The organism is Rhodococcus sp. WS1, from assembly GCF_003797745.1.
Lineage (GTDB): Bacteria > Actinomycetota > Actinomycetes > Mycobacteriales > Mycobacteriaceae > Rhodococcus_F > Rhodococcus_F erythropolis.
In genome coordinates, this window is record NZ_RKLZ01000001.1 from 46,571 (window position 1) to 70,842 (window position 24,272).

Sequence of the window (24,272 nt, forward strand, 5' to 3'; positions counted from 1 at the left end):
GTGGACCGGCCAACTCGTGTTGTGTCGCGGCCTGTCTCGCTGCACGCGGCGGTCTGCGCAGGGTACGGTCGTTAGGTACGCATGTGCCGAGTCGGGGCGCAGGGCCGTATCGAACGTGACTGTGAAAGATGCTCGTGAAGAAAGTGCACTGCGTAGTCCAGTGATTCATGATCTGGATGATTGACCCAGGAGGAGAAACAGTGAGCGAGAACGGTAACGACGCGGGCTATGGGGAGTCGCCGGCGGAGACCACTTCGGTTTTCCGTGCGGACTTCCTCAATGAGCTCGACAACACCTCCTCTGCAGCACCGGCCGCCGAGCAGCCGGTTTCGGGCGTGGAAGGCCTTCCCGCCGGAGCCGCCCTTCTGGTGGTCAAGCGGGGACCGAATGCAGGATCCCGCTTTTTGCTCGATCAGCCGACGACGTCGGCAGGTCGGCACCCGGACAGCGACATCTTCCTCGACGACGTGACCGTCAGCCGTCGTCACGCCGAGTTCCGTCAGGAAGATGCGGATTTCCACGTCGTCGACGTCGGAAGCCTCAACGGCACCTACGTCAACCGTGAGCCTGTCGATTCGGCAGTTCTCGCGAACGGTGACGAGGTTCAGATCGGCAAGTTCCGTCTGGTGTTCCTCACCGGCCCTCGTGCCGGCGGTTCGCAGGTCGGCGAGTCGTCAGCAGGTGCGGGTAGCTAATGACGGCAGTGCGGCAGCAGAGCCAGCCCGGAATGTCGATTGGTTCCGTGCTGGATCGGTTGCGTCCAGATTTTCCCGACGTGACGATTTCGAAGATCCGTTTCCTCGAGTCCGAGGGTTTGATCAGCCCACAACGGACACCGTCGGGATACCGCAGATTCTCTGTCGAGGACTGCGAGCGTCTTCGCTTCGTGCTGACCGCTCAACGTGATCAGTACCTGCCGCTCAAAGTGATCAAAGAACAACTCGAAGCGATCGACAGCGGCGCAGCGACGGTGAGTGCAGAAGTTCCTGCGCCTCGTCGTGCTCGCGTCCTGTCGATCGCTACGGGCGATGTCTCACCCGAGGCTTTCCGGGTCGATCGCGAAGTTCGAGTCGGTCGTCAGGACCTTCTCGCTCGCGCCGACATCGACGATCGGTTTCTGACCGATCTGATCCGTACCGGTTTGGTCGTTCCCGGCGCAGCGGGCTTCTTCGACGAGGACGCCGTGACGCTGGCGCGCACCGCGAAGGCGATGTCCGAGTACGGCTTGGAGGTTCGTCATCTGCGGGCGTTCAAGTTGGCTGCTGATCGTGAAGCGGGACTCGTGACCCAGATCGCCGGACCGGTTGCCAAGGGTCGTGACGCCGGAGCACGTGATCGTGCCGAGGAAATGGTCCGGGAACTGGCTGCGCTGTCGCTGACTTTGCACACATGTCTGGTCAAGTCGGCGGTTCGGGGAAGTCTCGATCGCTGAGTTCCTCGATCAGCGGGGCACACTCGAATAGAATTTCAGTACGACCGCATCGGAGTCGGTCGGCTGGATCACGTCAGGTTGGAGGCAAGCTCGATGGGCGAAATGCGTGTGATCGGAGTTCGTGTCGAGCAGCCTCAGAATCAGCCGGTCCTGTTGCTGCGAGAGTCCGACGGCGATCGGTACCTGCCGATCTGGATCGGGCAAACCGAAGCTACCGCGATTGTTCTCGAACAACAGGGAGTCGAGCCGGCGCGGCCGCTGACTCACGACCTGATCAAGATCTTGATCGAATCATTCGGTCGGAGCCTCAAGGAAGTGCGGATCGTGGACCTGCAAGAGGGCACTTTCTACGCGGATCTCGTCTTCGACGAGCAGACCACCGTCTCGGCACGTCCGTCGGACTCGATTGCATTGGCCCTGCGCATCGGCGTTCCGATCTTCGCGTCGGAGGCTGTTCTCGCCGAGGCCGGTCTGGTCATTCCTGACGAGCGCGAAGACGAGGTCGAGAAGTTCAAGGAATTCCTTGACACCATCTCGCCGGACGACTTCAAAGCCACTGACGGTTAGTCCTGTTTGTCCGTAATCAGGCTTTAGTCTTCAACTCTCAAGTAGAGGTTGAGTCTCGGTCGGCGTGTTGCGTTGACCGAGCACCCTCGTGGTCTTACCGTTGCGTGCGGTGGAGATCTTCTCGCCTTGTCGATCGAGGCGTACTCTGGGTAAGTCCACTCATGGAATTACCTGCCTTGGATTCACATCTGAAAGTTCGGTCGGCACGGGATTCTCGTGACTGCTGATAGCACAGGTTGGTTACATGATGGCGAAGCGAGAGGGAGACGGCAGTGGAAGAACAGTCGAATGAGCGCGGAACGGGCATAGCCGATAGTGCCGAGCCGACTGCAGAAATGTCTTCCGAAGAGCTGCAGCCAGGCCTGTTCCCGGACGATTCCATCCCCGACGACCTCGTCGGATATCGAGTACCCAGTGCGTGCCAGATCGCCGGGATCACGTACCGCCAACTCGACTACTGGGCACGGACGTCGTTGGTTGTTCCGTCAATCCGTGGCGCTGCCGGATCCGGTAGCCAACGTCTGTACTCCTTCAAGGACATCCTCGTTCTGAAGATCGTGAAGCGTCTGCTCGACACCGGCATCTCACTGCAGAACATCCGCGTTGCCGTCGATCACCTCCGTAAGCGTGGCGTCCGCGATCTTGCCAACATCACCCTGTTCTCCGACGGCACCACCGTGTACGAATGCACGTCTCCCGAAGAGGTCGTCGACCTCCTCCAGGGTGGGCAGGGTGTATTCGGCATCGCAGTCAGTGGAGCGATGCGTGAACTCACCGGAACGATCGCCGACTTCCCAGCCGAGCGGGCTGACGGCGGCGAAAGCGATCCCAACCCGGAAGACGAGTTGGCTTCGCGACGCAAGAATCGCGCCAGCCGCAAAACCGGATAACGCACGTCACATCTCTTTGGAGGATGCCACGGTGCAGGTAGGCGTTTCGGTCAACTAGACTGGGCCTGCGTCGCCGGCGTACGGGAGAGCCTCGGATACCGATTCACCGAACTTGTCTTTGTTTCAGTCTTTGTCTCAAAGGTCAGTCGTGAGCGGGATCAGGGCGCCGAAGGAGCAATACCTCCCCGTCAATCTCTCAGGCACCAAGGACCGTACGGGCTCCGACGCCTCTGGAAAGCGGTGGGACAACCCACCCGCCGACGGGGAAAGGCTGTGGCTTCCGTCTATCGGCGGATCACTACCGAATCTCTCAGGCGCTCGGGAATCGAGCATGCGACAGAGGGGGAGGAACGCACCGCAGTTCGGTGTGTGTCCTGATCCTCCGATCTGTCTGGGAGTTGTCGTGATCGACGCTGCAAGCCGTATATTTGCCGACCGCCATGTCGGTCCGAACGCCGCGGAACTCGCGCGCATCCTCGAACTCGTCGGTGTCGATTCACTCGACGAACTGGCAACCAAGGCCGTTCCCTCCGTCATCCTCGACGCTGCCCCGAACGGCATCGCGGCCGGACTCGACGCTCTGCCGCTTCCGGTCGCAGAGCACGAGGCACTTGCCGAACTGACTGCACTCGCAGCCCAGAACACTGTCGCGACGTCGATGATCGGCGTCGGCTACTTCGACACGTTGACGCCGCCGGTGTTGTTGCGCAACATCATCGAGAACCCGGCCTGGTACACCGCGTACACCCCGTATCAGCCGGAGATCAGCCAGGGCCGCCTCGAAGCCCTCCTCAACTTCCAGACCATGGTCGCCGATCTCTCCGGCATGGAACTGGCCAACTCGTCGATGCTCGACGAGGCCACCGCCGCTGCCGAAGCCATGACGCTCCTGCGCCGCGCGAACCGCAGCAAGTCCCCACGCTTTGTCGTCGACGCGGACCTGTATCCGCAGACCCTCGCCGTCATCGAGACACGCGCCGAGCCGCTCGGCATCGAGATCGTCTCCGCAGATCTCACTGCCGGACTGCCCGAGGGTGATTTCTTCGGTGTCATCGCCCAGATCCCGGGCGCTTCGGGACGCGTCGTGGACTACACCTCGATCATCGCGGAAGCTCACGAGCGCGGCGCGCTAGTTGCCGTCGGCGCCGACCTTCTTGCGATGACGCTCATCACCTCGCCGGGTGAACTCGGTGCGGACGCGTGCTTCGGCACCACCCAGCGCTTCGGTGTTCCCATGGGGTACGGCGGACCGCACGCCGGTTACCTGGCCGTGCACTCCAAGCACGCGCGTCAGCTGCCCGGCCGTTTGGTCGGCGTCTCCATCGACGCCGACGGAGACAAGGCATACCGCCTCGCGCTGCAGACACGTGAGCAGCACATTCGCCGTGAGAAGGCGACGTCCAACATCTGTACCGCGCAGGTGCTCCTCGCGATCCTCGCTGCGATGTACGCGAGTTACCACGGCGCCGAGGGGCTCAAGGCGATTGCGTTGCGCGTCGCTGCCCGCGCACACGCGTTGGCAAACGGCCTGCGCGAGGGCGGCGTGGCCGTAGTCCACGATTCGTTCTTCGACACTGTGCTGGCTCAGGTTCCGGGTAAGGCGGCCAGCGTTGTCGCTGCGGCCAAGGAATCCGGGATCAACCTGCGTCTGGTCGATGCCGATCATGTCGGTATCTCCTGCGACGAGGCCACCACCGCCGACCACGTCCTTGCCGTGCTCGACGCGTTCGGGATCGAGGATGCTGTTGTCGCCATCGAAGCCGAGGGCAATTCGGTTCCGGCTGCTCAGGAGCGCACCTCCGACTACCTGCAGCACGAAGCCTTCACCCGTTACCGTACGGAAACGGCAATGCTTCGCTACCTGCGCGCGCTCTCCGACAAGGACATCGCCCTCGATCGCAGCATGATCCCGCTGGGTTCGTGCACCATGAAGCTCAATGCGACCGCCGAGATGGAATCCATCACCTGGCCCGCGTTCAACGCGATCCATCCGTTCGCGCCCACGTCGGATGCACCCGGTCTGCTGAAGATCATCAAGGATCTCGAAGACTGGCTGGTCGCGGTCACCGGCTATGACAACGTCAGCCTGCAACCCAACGCCGGCAGCCAGGGGGAGTACGCGGGCCTGCTCGCGATCCGCAACTACCACCTCAGCCGGGGCGACGACCACCGCGACACCTGCCTCATCCCGTCGAGTGCTCACGGCACCAACGCGGCGTCTGCCGTCATGGCCGGGATGCGCGTCGAGGTAGTCGCCTGCCGTCCCAACGGTGACGTCGACGTCGACGATCTGCGCGCGAAGATCGCCGATCACGCCGAGCGTCTCGCCGCGATCATGATCACCTACCCTTCAACACACGGTGTCTACGAGCATGAGATCTCCGACATCTGCGCAGCGGTACACGACGCCGGTGGCCAGGTGTACGTCGACGGCGCCAACCTCAATGCGCTTGTCGGCCTTGCCCGTCCGGGCCGATTTGGCGGCGACGTCAGCCACCTGAATCTGCACAAGACCTTCTGCATCCCGCACGGCGGCGGCGGACCCGGCGTCGGCCCGATCGGTGTGCGCTCACACTTGACGCCGTTTTTGCCCGGACACCCGATGGCCCCCGAACTCGGTGGTAGAGGAACGATCTCGGCAGCGCCGTACGGCAGTGCGTCCATTCTGCCCATCACCTGGACCTACATCCGGATGATGGGTGCTCAGGGCCTGCGCCGCGCCAGCCTGACCGCCATCGCGTCGGCCAACTACATCGCGCGTCGACTCGACGAGTACTTCCCGGTTCTCTACACCGGCGAGAACGGCATGGTCGCGCACGAGTGCATCCTCGACCTCCGTGGGTTGACCAAGGACACTGGCGTCACCGTCGACGACGTGGCAAAGCGTCTGGCCGACTACGGTTTCCATGCACCGACCATGAGCTTCCCCGTGGTCGGCACACTGATGGTCGAGCCCACCGAGAGCGAGAACCTCGAAGAGATCGACGAGTTCTGCGAGGCGATGATCGCTATTCGCGGCGAAATCGATCGCGTCGGCGCCGGCGAGTGGACGGTGGAGGACAACCCGCTACGCGGTGCTCCCCACACTGCCGGAAGCATTGCAGCGCAGTGGGATCACCCGTACTCGCGTGAGATCGCCGTCTTCCCGCGAGGCAAGGCTCGCCCGAAGGTGTGGCCGTCCGTGCGTCGTATCGACGGTGCACATGGCGACCGCAACCTGGTCTGCTCGTGCCCGCCGATCGAAGCGTTCGCAGGCAACTAAGGCGTGTGCCCGCCGGAGATCATCACCTCTCGCGTACGAGTTCGAGAACGGTGATCTCCGGCGTTGCGCCGACGCGTACCGGCGGGCCCCAAGCCCCGGCGCCACGCGTCGTGTACAGCACTGTGTTTCCGACCCTGTCCAAGCCTTGCACCGAAGGCTGCTGCAGCGGAACGAGATACCTCAGCGGCCACATCTGACCGCCGTGAGTGTGCCCGGACAGCTGCAGATCGATACCCATCTCGGACGCCTCGATCGCCTGACGCGGTTCGTGCGCGAGAAGCAAGGCGAAAGTATTCGGATCGCGACCTGCGAGCGCGGCAGTAAGGTTCGGCTCGTACGGGGCCGGCGACGTGTAGTCGTGGATGCCCACGATGTCGATGGTGTCGCCGTCATGCTTGATCGAGGCGCGACTGTTGCGAAGTGTGGTGATCCCCAATGTTTCCCACACGTCGAGCCATTTGCCACCGTCGTCCGCGTAGAACTCGTGGTTTCCGCTGACTCCGAAGATTCCGTCCGGCGCCTGAAGATCGGCGAGCGGAGCAAGATCGGGAGCAACTTTTGCGACGGTGCCGTCCACGAGATCGCCGCCGATCGCGATCAGATCGACATTCTGCGAGTTCACGATCTCGACCACCTTGCGGGTGAAGTCGACCCCGCGGGCCGGTCCCACGTGCAGGTCGGTGATCAAGGCGATCCGGTATCCGTTGAAGCCCTCAGGTAGGCGAGCAAGCGGCACGCGGACGCGTGAAATCTTGGGGCCCGACGCCTCGTAGACGCCGTAGCCGGCGGTGCCGATCGCCGCGAGAGTGACTGCTGCTGTAGCCAACTGCAACGTACGACGCTTGGCCGGGTCGACTTCGGTCGTGGTATCCGTGCGGCGTGCACGTAGTCGACTGATCCCGGCAAACAGCCCGATCACGAGCAGTCCGGGAATCAGGTACAGCCACGAAGCCAGCCAGACCCATCCGAGAAATCCGATCGGTCGCGCCCAGGACGTCGGGAAGATTTCGCCGCTGCCGACCCCGATGAGCGTCGAGACAGCCAAGACCACAAGCGCAGTGTCGGCAAGACGAGCCCATCGCCTCGGGATGCCGGTGGCGCGAACGAGTCGGCGGTGCAGGAACCAGGTCAGAAGGGCGAGAAGGACCGCAAAAACCGCGACGCGCCCCATCAGGACAGCATCTTGGTCACTGCGGCCGCGAGAGCGGGGTCGGACGTCGAATCGACGCGAACCAAGGTTCCGCCGGTCCGATCCGAGACGTCTTGGAGTGTGGAGACGTCGTCGCCCGCACCGACGACGATCACGTCGACCTGTACCGGACGCGACGGATTGCCCGCAGCGGCGATCGCGCTGAGCAGTTCGGCTCGCGTCGTGGTGGATTCGTCAGGTGTACTCGAGGTGATCAGCAGCACCGAGTTGACTCGTCCCGCGTCGAAACCGTCAACCGCGGCTTTGTACGAACTGGCAAGCGCCGGGTACTTGGAGGTCTTTCCGCCGGCTCGAAGCCCGTTGAGGAAATCGGTGATGGTGGCACGCCGATTCGGCTCGGACAGTGAACCGCCCGGAACCAGGATGCGCTCGGACGGTTTTCCGTCGGTGCCCGTGCTGAACTCGCGAAGGCCGATGTCCGAAGCGTCAGGGCTGCGACCCAATTGCGTGTTCACTGCCGCGGCAACGTTCGCCAAGCGGGTAGTGCCACCGTCGTCGGTACCCATCGACGCCGACGTGTCCATCAGGATGGTGGCACTACGCGGAGAGACCGGATTGGCGACGATGTCACCGAGCGCAGCTGCGGTTTCGGCCGAAGCCGGTTTCAACGTGGACGAGATCTTGGCCGGAGACACCGCACCGAGATCGGGAAGATCTTGACCCTCGACCCGGAAACCGGCGCCGACGAACAACTGTGACTGATTCGGCTCACGCATGAAATCGGCAAACTGCGCCGCTGCGCGCGAGGCAGTTTCGTCGATCCCGCTGCCCGAGACGATGACCGCCGGATAGTCCGCGACTGGCGTTGCGCCGGCGGGGGAGTACGTCGTCATCGCCGCGTTCGCGCTCTGCGCTATCGACTGTTCCGTGGCCGGAACGGCTTTCACCGAATCCGGTGTTCCGGCGCTCAGTGCTCCGAGGGCTTCGGCGGTGGACGTCGGGGGAGTCGGCAAGGATTGGAACTGCAATGCCCGCGCACTGAGCGCAGCGTTGACCTGCGCGGACTTCGCCTGATCCGTCGTGACCGGACCGGCACCCGCATCGGCGACGTCGGCAGCGATTGCCTGTGCGGCCATCGAGGTTTCGGTACTTCCGACCGGCAGGGCGACCGTCAGATCGGAAGGCAATGACTTCCAACTCGATGCTGCGCCGGCCAATGCTGCCGCGGTCTCGGGGCCGGTTGCCAGAACGATCGGGGAACTCGCGAGCGAGCGAGGATCACCGTTGATCACGGCCTTGCCCGCCAGCGGCGCGAGTTCGAACGAGCTCGTCGGGATCCACAGGGAGGGACGCGGTCCCAATGCTGCGTCGTCCCAGGATGCCGCCGGACCGGCTTCGAGTGCCGTCGAGACCGACGCGGACGGCGCACCGTGCACCACGACGGTGATGCAGTGATCGCGCACGACCGGAGAGGTCTGGGTGTACCGCTTGGCCAGTTCCTCGATCTGTGGGGCGATGGACGGATCCGCGGTGACGTCGAGTGTCTTGTTGCCTTCGACGCACGTACCTGCTGCCTGCTGGCCCTGATCGTCGATCCGGTTGCTGAGGGCCTTCCACCCGAAGAAGCCTGCAACGATCAAGACGATCAGCACGACGACGAGAATCGGCCCCTTGCTGATACCTCTGGCGCCTGACCCGCCGCGATGTTCGCCCACGTACCTTGCCCTACCTTGGTCACTCGAAGAATGTCTGCTGAACGGACTGTGTCCTCAGCCAGTCTAGTGACGAATCTTCGGGGCCTACGCGAACAGCCTCGACACCGGTTAGCGGTGCCGAGGCTGTTCGGGTTCAGCTTCGAGTTCGAAGAGGGTGAAATCAGGCGTTGGCAGCCTTGTACTCGCGGCGGCGGCGATGCAGGATCGGCTCCGTGTATCCGCTGGGCTGCTTCGCGCCTTCGAGGATGAGTTCCTTGGCAGCCTGGAACGCGATGTTGGAATCGAAATCAGGTGCCATGTTGCGGTACTCGGCGTCGCCCTCGTTCTGACGGTCGACAACCGGGGCCATGCGCTCGAGTGCACTGACAACGTCGCTCTCGCTGACGATGCCGTGACGCAGCCAGTTGGCGAGCAGCTGGCTCGAGATGCGCAGGGTGGCGCGGTCCTCCATGAGCGCGACATCGTGGATGTCGGGAACCTTGGAGCAGCCGACACCCGCGTCGATCCAGCGGACGACGTAGCCGAGGATGGACTGGCAGTTGTTGTCGAGCTCTTCCTTCTTCTCCGCGTCCGTCCAGTCGGTGCTGGGAGCGAGCGGGATGGTCAGGATGTCGTCGACGCTCGCACGCGGCTTGCCCTTCAGGCTGTCCTGAACAGCGAACACGTCGACGCGGTGGTAGTGCGTCGCGTGCAGCGTTGCGCCGGTCGGCGAAGGAACCCACGCGGTGTTGGCGCCGGCCTTGGGGTGGCCGATCTTCTGCTCGAGCATGTCTGCCATCAGCTCGGTCATGGCCCACATGCCCTTGCCGATCTGCGCCTTGCCCTGCAGGCCGCAGGCCAGTCCGGTGTCGACGTTCCAGTCCTCGTAGGCACCGATCCACTTCTGCTTCTTCATCTCGGCCTTGCGCACCATCGCGCCGGCTTCCATGGAGGTGTGGATCTCGTCGCCGGTGCGGTCGAGGAAGCCGGTGTTGATGAACACGACGCGGTCGACGGCTTCCTTGATGCAGGCAGCGAGGTTGACTGTCGTGCGACGCTCCTCGTCCATGATGCCGACCTTGAGCGTGTTCTCGGGAAGCCCGAGGACCTGCTCGACGCGGCCGAACAGTTCGGTGGTGAAGGCAACTTCCTCGGGGCCGTGCTGCTTGGGCTTGACGATGTAGATCGAGCCGGTGCGGCTGTTGTCGAGCGGGCCGTTGGCGTCACTGATCGAGAGGCCGTGCACTGCACAGGTGCTCGTGATCAAAGCGTCGAGAATGCCCTCGGGGACCTCGTTGCCGTCGGCATCGAGGATCGCGGGATTGGTCATGAGGTGACCGACGTTGCGGACGAACAGGAGCGAACGACCGTGCAGGCTGAGTTCGCTGCCGTCGACGGCGGTGTACTTACGGTCGCCGTTGAGCGTACGAGTGAAGGACTTGGCGCCCTTCTTGATCTCCTCGGACAGATCACCGCGATTGAGGCCCAACCAGTTCCGGTAACCGACAACCTTGTCGTCGGCGTCGACAGCGGCGACCGAGTCCTCGAAGTCCATGATCGTGGTGACGGCCGATTCGAGAACGACGTCCTTGACACCGGCGGCGTCGGTGCTGCCGATCGGGGAGGACGCGTCGATCTGGATCTCGGCGTGCAATCCGTTGTTGAGCAGCAGGATGCTCGTCGGTGCGTCCTTCTCGCCGAGGTAGCCGACGAACTTCTCCGGCTGGGCGAGGGTGGTGACCGTACCGTCTGCCAACGTGATCTTCAGTTCGCTGCCGTCGATCACGTACTTGGTCGAATCTGCATGCGACCCCGACGCGAGAGGTGCTGCCGCGTCGAGGAATTCACGCGCCCAGGCGATGACCTTGTCGCCGCGGACCTTGTTGTAGCCGGAACCCTTCTCGGCGCCGTTCTCCTCCGAGATGGCGTTGGTGCCGTACAGCGCGTCGTACAACGAACCCCAGCGGGCGTTGGACGCGTTGAGAGCGAAGCGCGCGTTGAGGATCGGCACGACCAACTGCGGGCCGGCCGTCGAGGTGATCTCAGTGTCGACGTTCGCGGTGGTGACCGAGAACTCGGCAGGCGTCGGCAAGAGGTAGCCGATCTCCTGCAGGAACGCCTTGTATGCGGCAGCGTCGATGGGAGCGCCGGCATGATCGCGATGCCACTGATCGATCTGAGCCTGCAGATCGTCACGCTTGGCAAGCAAATCGCGGTTCTTCGGTGCGAGCTCGGTGATGACCTTGTCGGCGCCGGCCCAGAACGTCTCGGCGTCTACACCGGTGCCGGGAAGAGCCTCCTCGACCACGAAGTCGTAGAGAACCTTGGCAACCTGAAGACTGCCGACCTGAACGCGCTCAGTCATGAATAGCCTCACTTTTCCGAAAGCGGAGCACCACATATGGATGCCATGAACCAACATCAATGTTACCTGGGAGTATTCCCACCGCTGTCCGCGCCCTGAGCTGCGATAATCGGGCGCGAAGAGCTGAAACGATCAAGTGAAATTCGTTCTGTCTAGAGTTTGCGCGCGGAAATCTCGAAACCGGCCTTGGTTAGACGCTCGACCAGGACGTCGCCGAGCGCTGTCGATGGAGTCAATACGCCGGTGGCCGCGGGGAGATCCTTGTGGTCCTTCGCCAATGACAACGCAGATTCGCCGAGCATTACCGCCGTCGCGCTGTATCCCGGGTCGCCCTTCGCCTTCACTCGTGAGGTGTATCGAGCGCCGGTCGTGGTCGTGGTGAACACATCGAGCGTGAAGTGCCCCTTCTTCTGGGTGCTCTCGCTCGGGCCCTCGCCGGGCGCAGGCAATACCTTGTCGAGAAGGAAACGCGTCGGAGGAAGAGCGAGTCCGGCGACCAGCGCGCCGAGGCCGACTGCGACACCGCCCGCGATTACCGGTGACACCACCGAGGAACCGACACTCATCACCTCGCTGTACTTGAACTTCTTGCCGTACGCCCACTCTCGGAGCGCATTGCTGCGACGGACGACTCGTGTGTTGTACGACGCCATCACGAACGGTGCCTTCCAACCCTTCAACGACGGATCGATCTTCTTGCCGTCGACCACGCTCACGTCGCTCTGTCGTCCGAGGTCGGGCTCCCGGTCACGATCGGGGCTCAATGAATACGGCGAGGCCGCGAGTTTCCGCAGGCGCGCATCGTCTTTCGACACGTCGATCTGATTGCGAAGCGAATCGATCGTGCCACCGCTCACGCCGCCGCGCAGCGCCGTGACCACCAGCGTTGTGTCGGTGAGCTCACCGGCGCCGTCGGCAGTGACCTTCTCGTGGAGGACGTGAACTCCGAGATCGGAAGGGATGGAATCGAATCCGCAGGAATGGACGATCTTTGCGCCGGTCGAGACCGCCAGCTCATGGTTGGCGTCGATGCTCTCGCGGTGGAACAGCACCTCACCGGTGAGGTCGACGTAATGAGTTCCGGCGGAGGCGCATTCGTGAACAAGGGTGTGACCGTACTTGGCGTACGGGCCGACCGTGGTGGCGACGACCCGAGTTCGCTGCGCGAGCGCCTTCAATGCGGTGGCGTCGTCGGCGTCGGCAATGATCAGGGGGAGATCGGCAGCGGCGGTACCCAGATCGGCGCGAGTGGCTGCCAACTTCTCGAGGGAGCGGCCACCGAGGCCGATTTTCGTGCCTTCGGGAGCATGTTTGACGAGGTAGTCGGCGAGTAGCTTTCCGACGAAGCCGCTCGCTCCGTAGACGATGATGTCGAGTTCTCGGGCGGGCGAGGTTCCAGTCATGGAGCCAGCCTACAAACGCGCACTCGAAAGTGATGTGACCGAGGTCACTCAACAGGGAGGGGTTCCTTGACGACGAGGATCGGAGCCTCCACTTCGAGCAGGAGACGCTGCAGTGGGCGTTCGAGGAGGAACTTGCCGATGGGGGACATCCGGCGTGTTCCGACGATCAGGAGATCGACACCCGCGCCGTGGACCAGGTTCACGAGCGCGGTCACCGGATCGCCGTCGTGCTCGGTGGTGCGCAGATCCCACTTCGTCTCCGAGAATCCACCGGCGTCGAGCGCTGACTGAATCTCGCCGCGAAGAGCGGCCCGATCGTCCTCGGTGTCTCCGGTGTCGGCCGTGTCCCCGATGTTGACATCGTCCAGGACGTGCAGAACCAGCAGTTCCTCGCTTCGACCCACGGATTCCCGTGCGGCGGCCACGATTGCGGCGCGGCCTTCCGGGCTGTCCTTGTGTACGACGGCGATCGTCATGGTTCCTCCGAGTCGGTGAGCAGGTTCGCAGTCCATTATCGCCTGCAATGCTGTGCCCTACCTGAATTGAGCTACTCGACACGGGGGTTTGGCGGTGACGAGATCGCCACATCGGGGCGCCTAGGTGCTGCCTGTCACCACTGCGGGGTGCCGCCCATCACCACGGCGAGGGTTTGTAATCCTTGAGGAAGCAGCCGTGCAGGTCGATACCCAGTTCGCCCTGAACGATGGGGTCGTAGACGCGGGCTGCACCGTCGACGAGGTCGAGTGGTGCGTGGAAACCTTCGTCGGCCAACCGCATCTTGGTGAAGTGCGGGCGTTCGTCGGTGATCCAGCCGGTGTCGACGGCGGTCATGAGGATGCCGTCGTCGAGCATTTCCTTGGAGCTGGTGCGGGTCAGCATGTTTAGTGCTGCCTTGGCCATGTTGGTGTGCGGGTGGCCAGGGCCCTTGTATGCGCGGCTGAACTGGCCTTCCATGGCGGAGACATTCACGACGTACTTGCGTCGCGCAGCTGCCGCGGCCATCGACGGGCGCAGGCGTGAAACGAGGATGAAGGGCGCGACCGAGTTGCAGAGCTGGACTTCGAGAAGCTCGATCGGATCGACTTCCTCGACGGTCTGGACCCAACTGTTGGTGTGCGCGAGGTCCGGCAGCAGCCCGCCGGCGTCGATGGCGATGCCTTGCTCGATGCGATCGGGTGAAGCCGACTTGGCGACGAGTGCGAGTGAACTGACCGCGTCGGCGGACAGATTTCCGGAGGTGATGCTTGCGACGTCCGACAGCGATCCGGCCAGAGCCGCGGGGTGGGCGTCGCTCGTCTGGCCGAAGGTCAGGACATCAGGGAGTTCACCGGCGGGTAGTGCTCCGGACTCGGCGTCAACCAGAGCGCCGTAGGCACCGGGGGAGCGTCGGACGGTCTGCGCGGCGTTGTTGATGAGGATGTCGAGCGGACCCTGTGCGGCAACGGAATCCGCGAGTGCAACAACCTGGGCGGGGTCGCGGAGGTCGATGCCGACGATGCGCAGACGGTGAATCCAGTCGTTGCTGTCTTCCATCGCCTTGAATCGGCGGATCGCGTCGTTGGGGAATCGCGTCGTGATGGTCAGATGTGCGCCGTCACGCAGCAGGCGCAGCGCGATGTACATACCGATCTTCGCGCGGCCGCCGGTCAGAAGTGCGCGTCGGCCGGTGAGATCAGTGCTCGCATCACGTTTGCTGCGGCTGGTGGCAGCGCACTCGGGGCACAGTTGGTGGTAGAAGGCGTCGACTGCGGTGTAGCGCTGCTTGCAGATGTAGCACGGTCGCGCCTTGATGAGCGTGCCGGCGGAAGCGCCGGCGGTGTTCGACTTGATCGGAATGCCTGCGGTCTCGTCGTCGATGCGATCGGGTGAACCTGTGGCAGTCGCGGCGACTACTTGGCGGTCCGCTTCGTTGACGGCTGCGCGCGAGGCGAGGCGTCGCTTCTTCTTGAGTCGCTTGAACAGATGGCCGACAGCGCGCTGCATGGTGATCGAATCGGGATGCTCGTCGTCGAGTTCGGCGGCTTCGGAAAGGACCTTCAGGCAGATTTCGAGTTCTGCGGGGTCGAGGCCGGTGAGTTCGGCTCGAGCAGATTCTGAATCGGCTGTTTCCAGCGAATCTGCCTGCAGTGCATCCGACTTCTTGGTGTCTGTATCCACTTCGAACTTCTGTTCCATCTCGATCGCCGCTCGCGCGGACTGTTCCCTGGTGCGGGAACTTCGCCAATTACGAGAAAAGCTCCGGTTCGATGAACCGGAGCTTTTCCTGTCTGTCTCAACACAGAGTGTCCGAGGGGGGACTTGAACCCCCACGTCCGTTAATAGGACACTAGCACCTCAAGCTAGCGCGTCTGCCATTCCGCCACTCGGACTCGGCCCCGATTTCTCGGTGCTGGGAAAGAGTATCCGATGCCATCGCCAGGTCCCAAATCGCCCCACTGCTGTGCGCCTTTATTAACCGCCGGGGGTTAATAAAGGCGCACAGCAAAAAGACCCCAACCTGATCAGGCTGGGGTCTTTCTGCTGTATTCGAGTGTCCGAGGGGGGACTTGAACCCCCACGTCCGTTAATAGGACACTAGCACCTCAAGCTAGCGCGTCTGCCATTCCGCCACTCGGACTCGGCCCCGATTTCTCGGTGCTGGGAAAGAGTATCCGATTAGGTCAGCTGCCCCAAATCGCCAGGTTGCGGGGCATTCCGGTCGCCCGCGTCGTTTGATTCGATGGTAGGAAAGTGGAATGACCACAACCCCGAATAATCCGAATCCGAGCAGAGCCGAAGCAGAAGTAGTCGAACTGGTCAGTTCTCTCATCCGCTTCGACACCTCGAACACGGGAGAACTCGAAACCACCAAGGGTGAGCGTGCGTGCGCGGAGTGGGTTGCCGCGCAGCTTCAAGAAGTCGGCTACGAGACGGAATACGTCGAGTCCGGTGCGCCCGGCCGCGGGAACGTCTTTGCTCGCTTGAAGGGAGCTGAGTCGGGTCGAGGTGCATTGATGCTTCACGGTCACCTCGACGTCGTTCCGGCCGAGCCCGCCGACTGGAGCGTCCATCCCTTTGCCGGCACCGTCCAGGACGGTTACGTCTGGGGGCGCGGCGCCGTGGACATGAAGGACATGGTCGGGATGATCCTGGCCCTCGCCAGACAGTTCAAGGCGGAAGGCGTCGTACCGCCGCGTGACCTGGTGTTCGCCTTCGTGGCGGACGAGGAAGCGGGCGGAAAGTACGGATGCCAGTGGCTGGTCGAGCACCGCCCGGATCTGTTCGAGGGAGTGACCGAAGCCGTCGGTGAGGTGGGCGGTTTCTCGCTGACGGTTCCGCGGCCGGACGGAACCGACCGACGGCTCTACCTCGTGGAGACTGCGGAAAAGGGCCTCGGTTGGATGCGTCTGACGGCCAAGGGACGTGCCGGGCACGGCTCCTTCCTCCACGACGACAACGCAGTCGCGACACTCGCCGGCGCGGTCTCGAGACTCGCTGCTCATCAGTTCCCGATCGTGATCTCGGATTCGGTTGCCGAGTTCCTTACCGCCGTCGGCGAAGAGACCGGATTGGACTTCGATCCGGGATCACCTGACATCGACGGGACTCTCGCGAAGTTGGGGACGATAGCCAACATCATCGGGGCGACGTTCCGTGACACGGCGAACCCGACGATGCTCAAGGCCGGATACAAGGCGAACGTCATTCCGCAGACTGCCGAGGCGGTCTTCGACTGCCGCGTGCTGCCGGGACGGCAGGCCGAATTTGAGCGCACGGTGGACCAGCTGATCGGCCCCGACGTGACCCGCGAGTGGATCACCAAGCTGGATTCGTACGAAACAACGTTCGACGGCCATCTCGTCGACGCCATGAACGAGGCGATCCTCGCCCACGATCCGGAGGCTCGCACAGTTCCGTACATGCTCTCCGGCGGAACCGACGCGAAGGCATTCGCGAAACTCGGCATTCGCTGCTTCGGCTTCGCACCTTTGCAGTTGCCGCCCGAGCTGGATTTCAGCGCGCTGTTCCACGGCGTCGACGAGCGAGTTCCGGTGGACGCACTACTGTTCGGGACACGTGTTCTGGAACATTTCCTGCTCAATTCCTGACGAGCACGTAGATAGATCCGTGAGCTCGACGCACATCGAGCTCTCTTGTCACAGAAAGGATTCGCATGGCGCACGATCCGTACGAACCATTGCCGAAGTTGCCGAGTTTCGAGCTGACCAGTGACGACATCACTGCGGGCCAGCCGCTGAAGCTTGCTCAGGCCAGTGGAGCCTTCGGAGTTCCCGGTGGCGAAGACATCTCACCGCAACTCTCGTGGTCCGGCTTTCCAGCCGAGACGAAGAGCTTCGTGGTGACGGTGTTCGATCCGGACGCACCGACGGCGTCAGGATTCTGGCACTGGGCCGTGGCGAACATCCCCGCTTCCGTCACCGAACTCCCGGCCGGTGCCGGCGCGGCGGACAGCGATGTCCTGCCTGCCGGAACCGTCACCCTCCGCCACGACGGTGGCGGGTTCGGTTTCATCGGCGCAGGCCCGCCTCCCGGGCACGGTCCGCATCGCTACATCGTGGCGGTGCATGCCCTCGACGTGGAGACGCTCGACGGAGTCACCCCTGACTCGTCGCCGGCGTTCCTCGGTTTCAACGTGTTCCATCACGCGATTGCGCGTGCAACCCTGACCGGGACGTTCGAGGTCGAATAGTCACTTTGCTGTGCGCCTTTATTAACCGCGGGCGGTTAATAAAGGTGCACAGCACTCTCTAGCGAGGGTTCTCAGCTCCCACAGCCTGTGCAATTGACGAGAAACCGGCTGCGCGGACCCGCTTGGCTATGCCCTTGTGGATGCTGCGAGCCCAGAACGGTCCGCCGTAGATGAAGCCGGTGTACCCCTGCACCAGCGTCGCGCCGGCGAGGATGCGTTCCCACGCCTGGTCGGCTGTCTCGATACCGCCGACCGAGATGATGGTCAGCTTGTCGCCGACTCGGGCGTACAGGCGCCGGAGCACCTCGAGCGAGCGGTCGGCCACCGGTGCGCCGGACAGCCCGCCAGCGCCGAGTGCAGCTACCTCGGCATCCGGGGTCTTCAAACCGTCGCGGCGGATCGTGGTGTTGGTCGCGACGATTCCGGCAAGCCCGCGTTCGACTGCCAGATCGGCGACAGCGTCGACGTCCTCGTCCGAGAGATCGGGCGCGATCTTCACCAGTACCGGCACGCTGACGGTGTCGAGCACGGCCTGCAGGATCGGGCGCAGAGATTCGACGGCCTGCAGATCACGGAGTCCGGGCGTGTTCGGCGAGCTGACATTCACGACCATGAAGTCGGCCAGCGGACCCAGAAGCTGTGCGCTGGCGGTGTAGTCGGCAGCGGCGTCGACAGCTTCGACGATCTTGGTCTTGCCGATGTTGGCACCGATCGGCACCGTGACGCGGCGCTGTCGCAGGAAATTCGCCGCGTGACCAGCGCCGTGGTTGTTGAAGCCCATTCGGTTGATCAGAGCGCGGTCGGCCGGAAGTCGGAAGAGACGTGGCGCGGGATTACCGGGCTGAGCTTGGGCTGTCACTGTTCCGACCTCGGCGAAACCGAAGCCCAACGGGCCCCAGGCGTCGACTCCGGTGGCGTCCTTGTCGAATCCTGCGGCCAGGCCGAGAGGTGCCGGGAACGTCAGACCGAAAGCCTGACTGCGCAGAACCGGGTCGTCGACGACAAGGACTTTTGCGACCAGCCAGCGAAGGGGAGCGAACCGTGTCACCAGTTTCATCGCGGTGAAGGCAATGTGGTGGATGCGTTCCGGTGGGACTCGGAACATCAGGCTCAGCAGCAGTTGGTACACGATTCTCCAGCTCTTCGATGGTGTGATTTTGTCAGCGGTTTCGATAGCGGCGGGTTCTGGTCGTCTGTTGAACGATCAGTGCTGAATGCCGTCCGGATCGGTCACGTGCAGCGGCGTCTTCTTTCGCTTGAGGAGCACGCGACGACTGCCGTCGGGGTAGAGACGGACTCGGGAGAGTTCCCACCCGCCGAACTCGGCGGAGATCGCCAGACGCATCGACGCCGTGACCCGCGAAACGTTCGGCGGTAGCCGGAGCGGCACGTAGTCGAACTTGTCGTCCGACGTCTCCCACTGCGCGGGGATCCCGCGCGTACGCTTTTCCATCAGTTCTCCCGTGACGGGATGACCTGCAGCCCGTCACCGGTTGCCGATCCGACGATCAGATTGCCGTTGGAAGAGTCTACGGCCAACGAATTCGGCTGTCGCACCGTCTTGAACCGTCCGGTCTCCACGGGGATGCCGGACGACAGATCGAAGCCGACCACTTCGTTGGTCGCCGTCAGTGTCACCCACACCCGATCCGCGGTCTCGTCGTAGGCGACGGCGTAAGGCGACTCGCCGACGGGGTAGCGCTGGTGCATCAGGAGCGGATCGGCAGTGAAGACGAGCAGTTCGTTGCCGGTGGTGTCGGTGACAAGGATGCGTCCGAAGCGATCGGTGGCCAGATGAGTTGCGCCCTCACCGGCGCGAAGAGCGACGCCGAGTTTGCCGTCTTCGAGATTGATCGCCGTCAGCGAGGTCTGACGGTGATCGAGGGCGCTCAGGTTGTCGCCGGTAACCGCAAGTTCGTCGACGGATGCAAACCCCGAAACCGTCTGTGACTGATCGGTCTTCGGGTCGACGATGTGAACTGAACCATTGTCCGTGCCGATCGCGATGCGGCCGTCGGTCAGCTCGACCGCGGAGTTCGCCTGGCCGTCGACCGGTATGGAGGTCTGTTCGCCCGATGCCAGATTCAGCTTCACTACCTGGCGATCCATCGCCAGCAGAGCGCTACCGTCGGAGCCGATCGAAACGTCGCGTACGTCTGAATCCAGAGCTATCGGACGACCTGCGGAGGCGGGGTCGGCGGCGGCCAAACTGTCCGAAGGAACGACCAGCACCGATCGTGGGTCGTTGGCAACCAGAACAGCGCTGCGCGTGATCGGGTCGAATGTGATGGAATCGATCAGACCTGAATACGGGTGAACCACGCCGTCCGGGGTGCTGGTGGTGGCCGGTGAGACCGCTGCCGTAGCGGGATCGATCGTGATGAGGTCGTCTCCGCCATCTCCGGAAGAACATCCTGTGACCAGCAGAACCGCCGCCCCCATTGCTGCTGCAGTGGTGCGGATCCCTAGGCGAGCCATGTGTAGTTCCTCTTTTTCTTGTCATCTGTTCTTCACGCAGTGCGACTGTCATCGATCATCCCTGATCGCAGTCGGGCGCCGTTCATCGCGTCGAGGAACTACCGACCATTCCGCTCACACCCTTGACGCGATACCGTACGAACAGCGGTTGCGGTTGACGCTGCAATCACCGAGGAGATCATTGTGATTCCCACAGAACCCACCGATTCCGGCGCACAGCCGCCCGAACCGGCGCGGCCGGGCTTCGAGATCGAGGACCTCACCGTCGGCGCTCATGCACACGGTTTCGGCAGGTCCGACGGTCGAACTTTCGCGTTCCGCGTACGCAAGAGCGTGCTGTTCGTCGAGGTTTACGGCGAATACTGCGAGCACAGTGTGCCGACCCCTTCGGACGTTGTCGCCACGGCGGAGCGATCGGTCACCGACATCGATCTGACCGACGAGCGAAGCATCGCCGGTGTGGTTCGCGACGCAGTTCTCTCGACCGAGACTGATTGGTCACATCCGGACGTCGGTGACGGCGTTCGTCAGGGCGAGGGTCGCAGCCTGCCGACGGTGAGAGCAGTCCTGAACAGGCTGGGATCGATCATCGATTCTGTTCGGTGAATTCTCGGCGCGGGATAACCAGCGTTGCTCCGGTTGTCGGATGCGGGAACACCTCGACCGGATAACCGTAGACGCGGGTCAGAAGCTCTTCGTGTAGCACCGATTCCGGGGGACCGTCGGCGGCGATGCGTCCATTCTCGAGTACGACGATTCGGTCGGCATACGCCGCTGCCAACGCGAGATCGTGCAACACGACGACGACGGCATCGCCGTCCGCAGCGCGAGCGCGCGCCACGGACATCACCGCTTCCTGGTGTCCGAGATCGAGTGCTGCAGTCGGCTCGTCCAGCAGGATGGTCGACGTTTCCTGTGCCAGTACCCGGGCAAGAGCGACCCGCGCCTGCTCGCCACCGGACAGCACGGCGAACGGCCGATTGGCGAACCCCTCGACATCGCAGGTCTTCATCGCCGCGGTGATAGCAGCGCCGTCGCGGTCTTCTCGGCGAGTTCCGGCCCATGGCGCACGTCCCATGCGAACGACCTGGCGAGCGCTGAACGAAAATCCGATGGTGTGTTTCTGGGGGAGCACCGCGCGTCGGCGCGCCATGTCGATTGGCGACCACTGAGTGAGGTCAGTGCCTTCGACGACCACCCGCCCAGCGATGACGGGCTGATCACCGGCCAACGCCGCAAGAAGAGTCGACTTACCGGCGCCGTTCGGTCCGACGAGGACGACGAGCTCGCCTGCCCGGACTTCGATGGATACGCCTTCGAGAATGTGTCGACCACCGCGTTCGACGGTGATGTCGCGCGCTTCGAGGGTGACATCACCGACGCCAGGGCTTTCCGGTTCGGGGGTGACGCGGCCGAACAGTTCGCGCCAGTTTCTTACGAGGCTGCTCATGCCCACCCGCCCTGTTGCGCGCGTGTTCGTCGGAGAAGCCAGAAGAAGAAGGGGCCGCCAACCAGAGCGGTCAGCATTCCGAGGGGCAGGTCTGCGTTGTCGATCAGCGACCGCGAGCCGAGATCTGCGACAAGCAGAACCAGTGCGCCGGCAAGGGCGCTCGCCGGAATCAGCGCGCGGTGGCCGGGGCCGACAAGAATGCGCATCAGGTGCGGAACGATCAGTCCGACGAAGAGGATGATGCCGGTGAAGGCAACACTCGCCGAGACCAGGAGAGCGACGATCAGAACCGCGAACTGGCGCAGCCGTTCGACGTTGACACCCAGGTGACGAGCTGCATGTTCACCGAGTGCGAGAAGGTCCAGACGCGGAGCGATCATGACCGTCGCGGCAATTCCGACAACGGTCATCGGCGCCACGATCATGACGGCATTCCACGACGCTCCGTTGAGTGAGCCGAGTTGCCAGAACACGATCTGATCGCGAGCGGACGGGCTGGCGACGAAGGTGAAGAACGCGATGAGTCCGCCGGCGAACGCATTGATCGCGACGCCGGTCAGCACCAATGTCACTACTTCGGTTCGGCCTTCGTGGCGCGCAAGCAGGTAGACCGCCGCGGTGGTGAACAGCCCGGCGACGAACGCTGCCGCAGCAACGGCCCAGCCGGCCACGAACGTGCCGCCGACGACGATGACAGCGCTCGCGCCAACTGCAGCGCCCGCGGACACTCCGATCACCCCGGGCTCCGCGAGTGGATTGGAGAACACACCCTGCAGGAGCGCACCGGAACATCCCAGCGCCGCGCCGACACAGATGGCGAGCACGACGCGGGGGAAGCGAACCTCCCACAAAGTCACTTCACCGCTGGGATGGGCGGGCATCGGACCGAGATCGATCCCGATGCGGTGCAGGATGCTGCCCAAAACCTCGAGAGGCGATGTCGGAACTTGACCGATGCACGCCGACAGCACTGCGACGATCACCAGGGCGAGAGTCAAGCTGACCAGAACCGCACTCACCCGCGACCGCGACGCGGGGCCAGACGCCGACTTGTCGGCGCCCCCGACATCGTGTGAATCCTCGGCTGCGGACACAGACTTACCTGCTTCGGAACTACCTGTTTCTGTACTCACGAATCAGCACTCACAAATCTTTGCTCACGATCCACCGGGCTCGTAGATCGCTTCGGCGAGTGCCGCCATGACGCGTCCGGTGTTCGGCCCGAAGCTGAGCAGGACACCGTCCTCCATGTCGACTACTCGTTTGTTCTTTCCGGCCGGCGTCTGAGCGATGCCAGGGACCTTTTCGAGGCCGTCGATTCCGCCGATCGATGCCAATCCGTCCGTCATCATCAGCAGGGCGTCAGGCGCTGCGGCGATGAGCGCTTCGCTGGTGATGGGTACGAACTGTTGTGTGATGCCCGAGGCGGTACCCGCATCTGTGGCGCCGAGGGCCTCGATCAAGGAATCGGCACCCGAACCTGCACCGCCGATCATGGTGATGGCCGATCCGCGCATGTAGAGGAACGCGATCTTCAGTGGATCGCCGTCGTTGGGAACGAGATCGCGCGCAGCAGCGATCTCCGATTCGGTTCGATCGATCAGCGCTGCGCCCTGGGCCGGAACGCCGAGCGCGTCGGCGACTGCTTGGATCTGCCCCGGCACACCTTCGAGGGTTCGGGTCGGGTCGAAGAACACCACGGGAACACCGGCGGCGCGCAACTGATCCTGCACGCTCTTGGGCCCGATGCTCGTGTCAGTGAGAACCACGGTGGGATTCAAATCGAGGATGGCTTCGGTATTGAGCGATTGGCCGCCGACCGTGACAACCGGTACGTCCGCGACCGCGGGGAACTTGGCGGCGGTGTCGCGGCCGACAAGGTTGTCACCGAGGCCGAGCGCCACCGTTGTCGTTGCGAGCGTCCCGTAGCGGTCGGCCGCAACGATCCGGCTGTTGTCGGTGATGGTCACGTCGACGCCGTCGAAGCTCTTCACCGTCACGGGCAGCGTTGCGGTCGGGTTGTCGGACACGGGAACCGGGCTGGAATCTTCGAGTACTGCGGTCCGGGCACCCTGAGATGTCGTGGAGTTGTCGCTGGATCCGCAAGCCACCAGACCGAAACCGGCTGCTGCGACCAGTGCCGCCGCGGCCAAGCGCTTCATCATTTGACGAGGTAGCTCTCGATGTCGCCTTCGAGGTCGGCGAACAGGTCACCGTTGAGGCGGTACGCCAGATTCACCTCGTCGATGAAACGCTGCTGTTCTTCGGCCGGAATCTGCAGCGCATCCAGATTCGAGCGGTAGTCGTCCTTGAAAGGCTTCGGCTTGGGGATGCCTTCGAAGATGTAGAAGCGAAGTCCGTCGGTCTCGAATCCGTAGGCGCGCTCGAGCATCCGGCGGATGATCTGTCCGCCCGAGAGATCACCCATGTATCGCAGGTAGTGATGTGCGACGAAGCCGGCAGGCCAGTCGAACGCCACCTCCTTCAGGCGGGCGATGTAACGCTCGGTTGCCGGCAAGGCCACGAGTTCGTCGCGCCAGTTCGGTCCGCCGAGGAACTCGAGATCGGCTTCGAGCGAAGCCACCCGCAACAGATCCTCGGACAGGAACGGAGCGACCAACTCGTTGTCGGCGTGTGTGCGGCCGGCCTCTTCGAGGCTCGTGTAGACGAGGTACGTCTGTCGCAGAAGAGCGGCGTAGCCAGCCGTGGTCAGCTCACCGCCGAGAAGCGCGCCTACGAATCGGGACTGCTCCGTCTCGCGGTGTGCTGCGTCCGTCTCGGTCTTGATTCGTTCGGAGAAGGCGGGGCCTGCGTCTGCGGAAAGGCTGTCTACGTCGAGCGTGGTCATTGATTCTCCTGAGGCTGTAGTCAAGCGTTGCCTACTAGGTTAG

At 63.3% G+C, this 24,272-nt stretch carries 21 protein-coding genes, 2 tRNA genes and 1 riboswitch; of the genes, 8 read left to right on the forward strand and 15 right to left on the reverse strand.

The genetic code is table 11. The features are described from left to right. Window positions 1–200: 200 nt before the first annotated feature. The 5 genes from garA (at window position 201) to gcvP (ending at window position 6,151) form a co-directional block, all read left to right on the forward strand. Window positions 201–695, forward strand: coding sequence for a glycogen accumulation regulator GarA (gene garA, locus EEB12_RS00240; protein WP_003946166.1), 495 nt, complete (start codon window positions 201–203; stop codon window positions 693–695). After that, window positions 695–1,432, forward strand: coding sequence for a MerR family transcriptional regulator (locus tag EEB12_RS00245; protein WP_003946161.1), 738 nt, complete (start codon window positions 695–697; stop codon window positions 1,430–1,432). Before garA ends, EEB12_RS00245 begins: the two co-directional genes overlap by 1 nt. Window positions 1,433–1,525: 93 nt before the next feature. Beyond that, entirely contained in the window at window positions 1,526–1,999 is a 474-nt protein-coding gene (locus tag EEB12_RS00250) for a bifunctional nuclease family protein (RefSeq protein WP_003946194.1), read from the forward strand. A 335-nt stretch (window positions 2,000–2,334) separates the two neighbouring features. After that, window positions 2,335–2,889: a MerR family transcriptional regulator gene (locus EEB12_RS00255; RefSeq protein ID WP_021344354.1), complete on the forward strand. Its 555-nt coding sequence runs from the start codon at window positions 2,335–2,337 to the stop codon at window positions 2,887–2,889. A gap of 220 nt (window positions 2,890–3,109) precedes the next feature. Beyond that, window positions 3,110–3,239: riboswitch (glycine riboswitch) on the forward strand. Window positions 3,240–3,292: 53 nt separating this feature from the next. Next, window positions 3,293–6,151 (forward strand): aminomethyl-transferring glycine dehydrogenase, encoded by a 2,859-nt coding sequence (gcvP, locus tag EEB12_RS00260; RefSeq protein WP_141487247.1) that lies wholly within the window; start codon window positions 3,293–3,295, stop codon window positions 6,149–6,151. Window positions 6,152–6,173: 22 nt separating this feature from the next. Here the strand turns inward: gcvP and EEB12_RS00265 are convergent, their stop codons facing one another. From EEB12_RS00265 to EEB12_RS00300, 8 genes are all read right to left on the reverse strand, one after another. Then, window positions 6,174–7,322, reverse strand: a complete 1,149-nt coding sequence (locus EEB12_RS00265) for a metallophosphoesterase (RefSeq protein WP_021344353.1) — start codon at window positions 7,320–7,322, stop codon at window positions 6,174–6,176. Then, window positions 7,322–9,016 (reverse strand): VWA domain-containing protein, encoded by a 1,695-nt coding sequence (locus EEB12_RS00270; RefSeq protein ID WP_021344352.1) that lies wholly within the window; start codon window positions 9,014–9,016, stop codon window positions 7,322–7,324. Before EEB12_RS00270 ends, EEB12_RS00265 begins: the two co-directional genes overlap by 1 nt. 160 nt (window positions 9,017–9,176) lie before the next feature. Then, window positions 9,177–11,360: a malate synthase G gene (locus tag EEB12_RS00275; protein ID WP_019748551.1), complete on the reverse strand. Its 2,184-nt coding sequence runs from the start codon at window positions 11,358–11,360 to the stop codon at window positions 9,177–9,179. A gap of 152 nt (window positions 11,361–11,512) precedes the next feature. Next, window positions 11,513–12,763 (reverse strand): saccharopine dehydrogenase family protein, encoded by a 1,251-nt coding sequence (locus tag EEB12_RS00280; protein WP_021344351.1) that lies wholly within the window; start codon window positions 12,761–12,763, stop codon window positions 11,513–11,515. A gap of 44 nt (window positions 12,764–12,807) precedes the next feature. Then, on the reverse strand, window positions 12,808–13,239 hold the full coding sequence (locus tag EEB12_RS00285) for a universal stress protein (RefSeq protein WP_021344350.1): 432 nt from the start codon (window positions 13,237–13,239) through the stop codon (window positions 12,808–12,810). A 157-nt stretch (window positions 13,240–13,396) separates the two neighbouring features. After that, window positions 13,397–14,938, reverse strand: a complete 1,542-nt coding sequence (locus tag EEB12_RS00290; protein WP_242459822.1) for an SDR family NAD(P)-dependent oxidoreductase — start codon at window positions 14,936–14,938, stop codon at window positions 13,397–13,399. Between the two features lie 108 nt (window positions 14,939–15,046). Then, window positions 15,047–15,132 (reverse strand) — tRNA-Leu (locus EEB12_RS00295). Between the two features lie 162 nt (window positions 15,133–15,294). Next, window positions 15,295–15,380, reverse strand: a tRNA-Leu gene (locus EEB12_RS00300). A 118-nt stretch (window positions 15,381–15,498) separates the two neighbouring features. Here EEB12_RS00300 and EEB12_RS00305 point away from each other — a divergent pair. Both EEB12_RS00305 and EEB12_RS00310 read left to right on the forward strand, forming a co-directional pair. Beyond that, window positions 15,499–16,851, forward strand: a complete 1,353-nt coding sequence (locus EEB12_RS00305; protein ID WP_003946170.1) for a M20/M25/M40 family metallo-hydrolase — start codon at window positions 15,499–15,501, stop codon at window positions 16,849–16,851. A gap of 65 nt (window positions 16,852–16,916) precedes the next feature. Next, window positions 16,917–17,453, forward strand: a complete 537-nt coding sequence (locus tag EEB12_RS00310) for a YbhB/YbcL family Raf kinase inhibitor-like protein (RefSeq protein ID WP_007733394.1) — start codon at window positions 16,917–16,919, stop codon at window positions 17,451–17,453. 58 nt (window positions 17,454–17,511) lie between these two features. Here EEB12_RS00310 and EEB12_RS00315 read toward each other — a convergent pair whose 3' ends face one another. The 3 genes from EEB12_RS00315 to EEB12_RS00325 all read right to left on the reverse strand — a co-directional run bounded on the left by EEB12_RS00315 (window position 17,512) and on the right by EEB12_RS00325 (window position 19,931). Then, window positions 17,512–18,582: a quinone-dependent dihydroorotate dehydrogenase gene (locus EEB12_RS00315; RefSeq protein ID WP_070797042.1), complete on the reverse strand. Its 1,071-nt coding sequence runs from the start codon at window positions 18,580–18,582 to the stop codon at window positions 17,512–17,514. A 75-nt stretch (window positions 18,583–18,657) separates the two neighbouring features. Further along, window positions 18,658–18,906 carry a DUF5703 family protein gene (locus EEB12_RS00320; RefSeq protein WP_003946171.1) on the reverse strand — a complete coding sequence of 83 codons (249 nt, stop codon included), beginning with the start codon at window positions 18,904–18,906 and terminating at the stop codon, window positions 18,658–18,660. Then, on the reverse strand, window positions 18,906–19,931 hold the full coding sequence (locus EEB12_RS00325) for a hypothetical protein (RefSeq protein WP_141487248.1): 1,026 nt from the start codon (window positions 19,929–19,931) through the stop codon (window positions 18,906–18,908). Before EEB12_RS00325 ends, EEB12_RS00320 begins: the two co-directional genes overlap by 1 nt. 183 nt (window positions 19,932–20,114) lie before the next feature. Between EEB12_RS00325 and EEB12_RS00330 the strand changes: the two genes are divergently transcribed. Next, window positions 20,115–20,537 (forward strand): hypothetical protein, encoded by a 423-nt coding sequence (locus EEB12_RS00330; protein WP_020969683.1) that lies wholly within the window; start codon window positions 20,115–20,117, stop codon window positions 20,535–20,537. Here the strand turns inward: EEB12_RS00330 and EEB12_RS00335 are convergent. The 4 genes from EEB12_RS00335 to EEB12_RS00350 all read right to left on the reverse strand — a co-directional run bounded on the left by EEB12_RS00335 (window position 20,518) and on the right by EEB12_RS00350 (window position 24,229). Continuing rightward, window positions 20,518–21,381, reverse strand: a complete 864-nt coding sequence (locus EEB12_RS00335; protein ID WP_141487249.1) for a heme ABC transporter ATP-binding protein — start codon at window positions 21,379–21,381, stop codon at window positions 20,518–20,520. The two genes, EEB12_RS00330 and EEB12_RS00335, sit on opposite strands and share 20 nt — an antisense overlap. Further along, window positions 21,378–22,475 carry a FecCD family ABC transporter permease gene (locus EEB12_RS00340; RefSeq protein ID WP_019748543.1) on the reverse strand — a complete coding sequence of 366 codons (1,098 nt, stop codon included), beginning with the start codon at window positions 22,473–22,475 and terminating at the stop codon, window positions 21,378–21,380. Before EEB12_RS00340 ends, EEB12_RS00335 begins: the two co-directional genes overlap by 4 nt. A 63-nt stretch (window positions 22,476–22,538) precedes the next feature. Then, entirely contained in the window at window positions 22,539–23,546 is a 1,008-nt protein-coding gene (locus EEB12_RS00345; RefSeq protein ID WP_069146600.1) for a hemin ABC transporter substrate-binding protein, read from the reverse strand. Next, entirely contained in the window at window positions 23,543–24,229 is a 687-nt protein-coding gene (locus EEB12_RS00350; RefSeq protein ID WP_141487250.1) for a heme oxygenase (biliverdin-producing), read from the reverse strand. Before EEB12_RS00350 ends, EEB12_RS00345 begins: the two co-directional genes overlap by 4 nt. Between the last annotated feature and the right edge of the window lie 43 nt (window positions 24,230–24,272).

Bases quoted from the DNA above. Each gene is read 5' to 3' on its own strand.
- EEB12_RS00245 (WP_003946161.1), top strand. From the start codon at position 695: ATGACGGCAGTGCGGCAGCAGAGCCAGCCCGGAATGTCGATTGGTTCC.
- EEB12_RS00250 (WP_003946194.1), top strand. From the start codon at position 1,526: ATGGGCGAAATGCGTGTGATCGGAGTTCGTGTCGAGCAGCCTCAGAAT.
- EEB12_RS00255 (WP_021344354.1), top strand. From the start codon at position 2,335: ATGTCTTCCGAAGAGCTGCAGCCAGGCCTGTTCCCGGACGATTCCATC.
- EEB12_RS00265 (WP_021344353.1), bottom strand. From the start codon at position 7,322: ATGGGGCGCGTCGCGGTTTTTGCGGTCCTTCTCGCCCTTCTGACCTGG.
- EEB12_RS00275 (WP_019748551.1), bottom strand. From the start codon at position 11,360: ATGACTGAGCGCGTTCAGGTCGGCAGTCTTCAGGTTGCCAAGGTTCTC.
- EEB12_RS00280 (WP_021344351.1), bottom strand. From the start codon at position 12,763: ATGACTGGAACCTCGCCCGCCCGAGAACTCGACATCATCGTCTACGGA.
- EEB12_RS00285 (WP_021344350.1), bottom strand. From the start codon at position 13,239: ATGACGATCGCCGTCGTACACAAGGACAGCCCGGAAGGCCGCGCCGCA.
- EEB12_RS00290 (WP_242459822.1), bottom strand. From the start codon at position 14,938: ATGGAACAGAAGTTCGAAGTGGATACAGACACCAAGAAGTCGGATGCA.
- EEB12_RS00305 (WP_003946170.1), top strand. From the start codon at position 15,499: ATGACCACAACCCCGAATAATCCGAATCCGAGCAGAGCCGAAGCAGAA.
- EEB12_RS00310 (WP_007733394.1), top strand. From the start codon at position 16,917: ATGGCGCACGATCCGTACGAACCATTGCCGAAGTTGCCGAGTTTCGAG.
- EEB12_RS00320 (WP_003946171.1), bottom strand. From the start codon at position 18,906: ATGGAAAAGCGTACGCGCGGGATCCCCGCGCAGTGGGAGACGTCGGAC.
- EEB12_RS00325 (WP_141487248.1), bottom strand. From the start codon at position 19,931: ATGGCTCGCCTAGGGATCCGCACCACTGCAGCAGCAATGGGGGCGGCG.
- EEB12_RS00335 (WP_141487249.1), bottom strand. From the start codon at position 21,381: ATGAGCAGCCTCGTAAGAAACTGGCGCGAACTGTTCGGCCGCGTCACC.
- EEB12_RS00345 (WP_069146600.1), bottom strand. From the start codon at position 23,546: ATGATGAAGCGCTTGGCCGCGGCGGCACTGGTCGCAGCAGCCGGTTTC.
- EEB12_RS00350 (WP_141487250.1), bottom strand. From the start codon at position 24,229: ATGACCACGCTCGACGTAGACAGCCTTTCCGCAGACGCAGGCCCCGCC.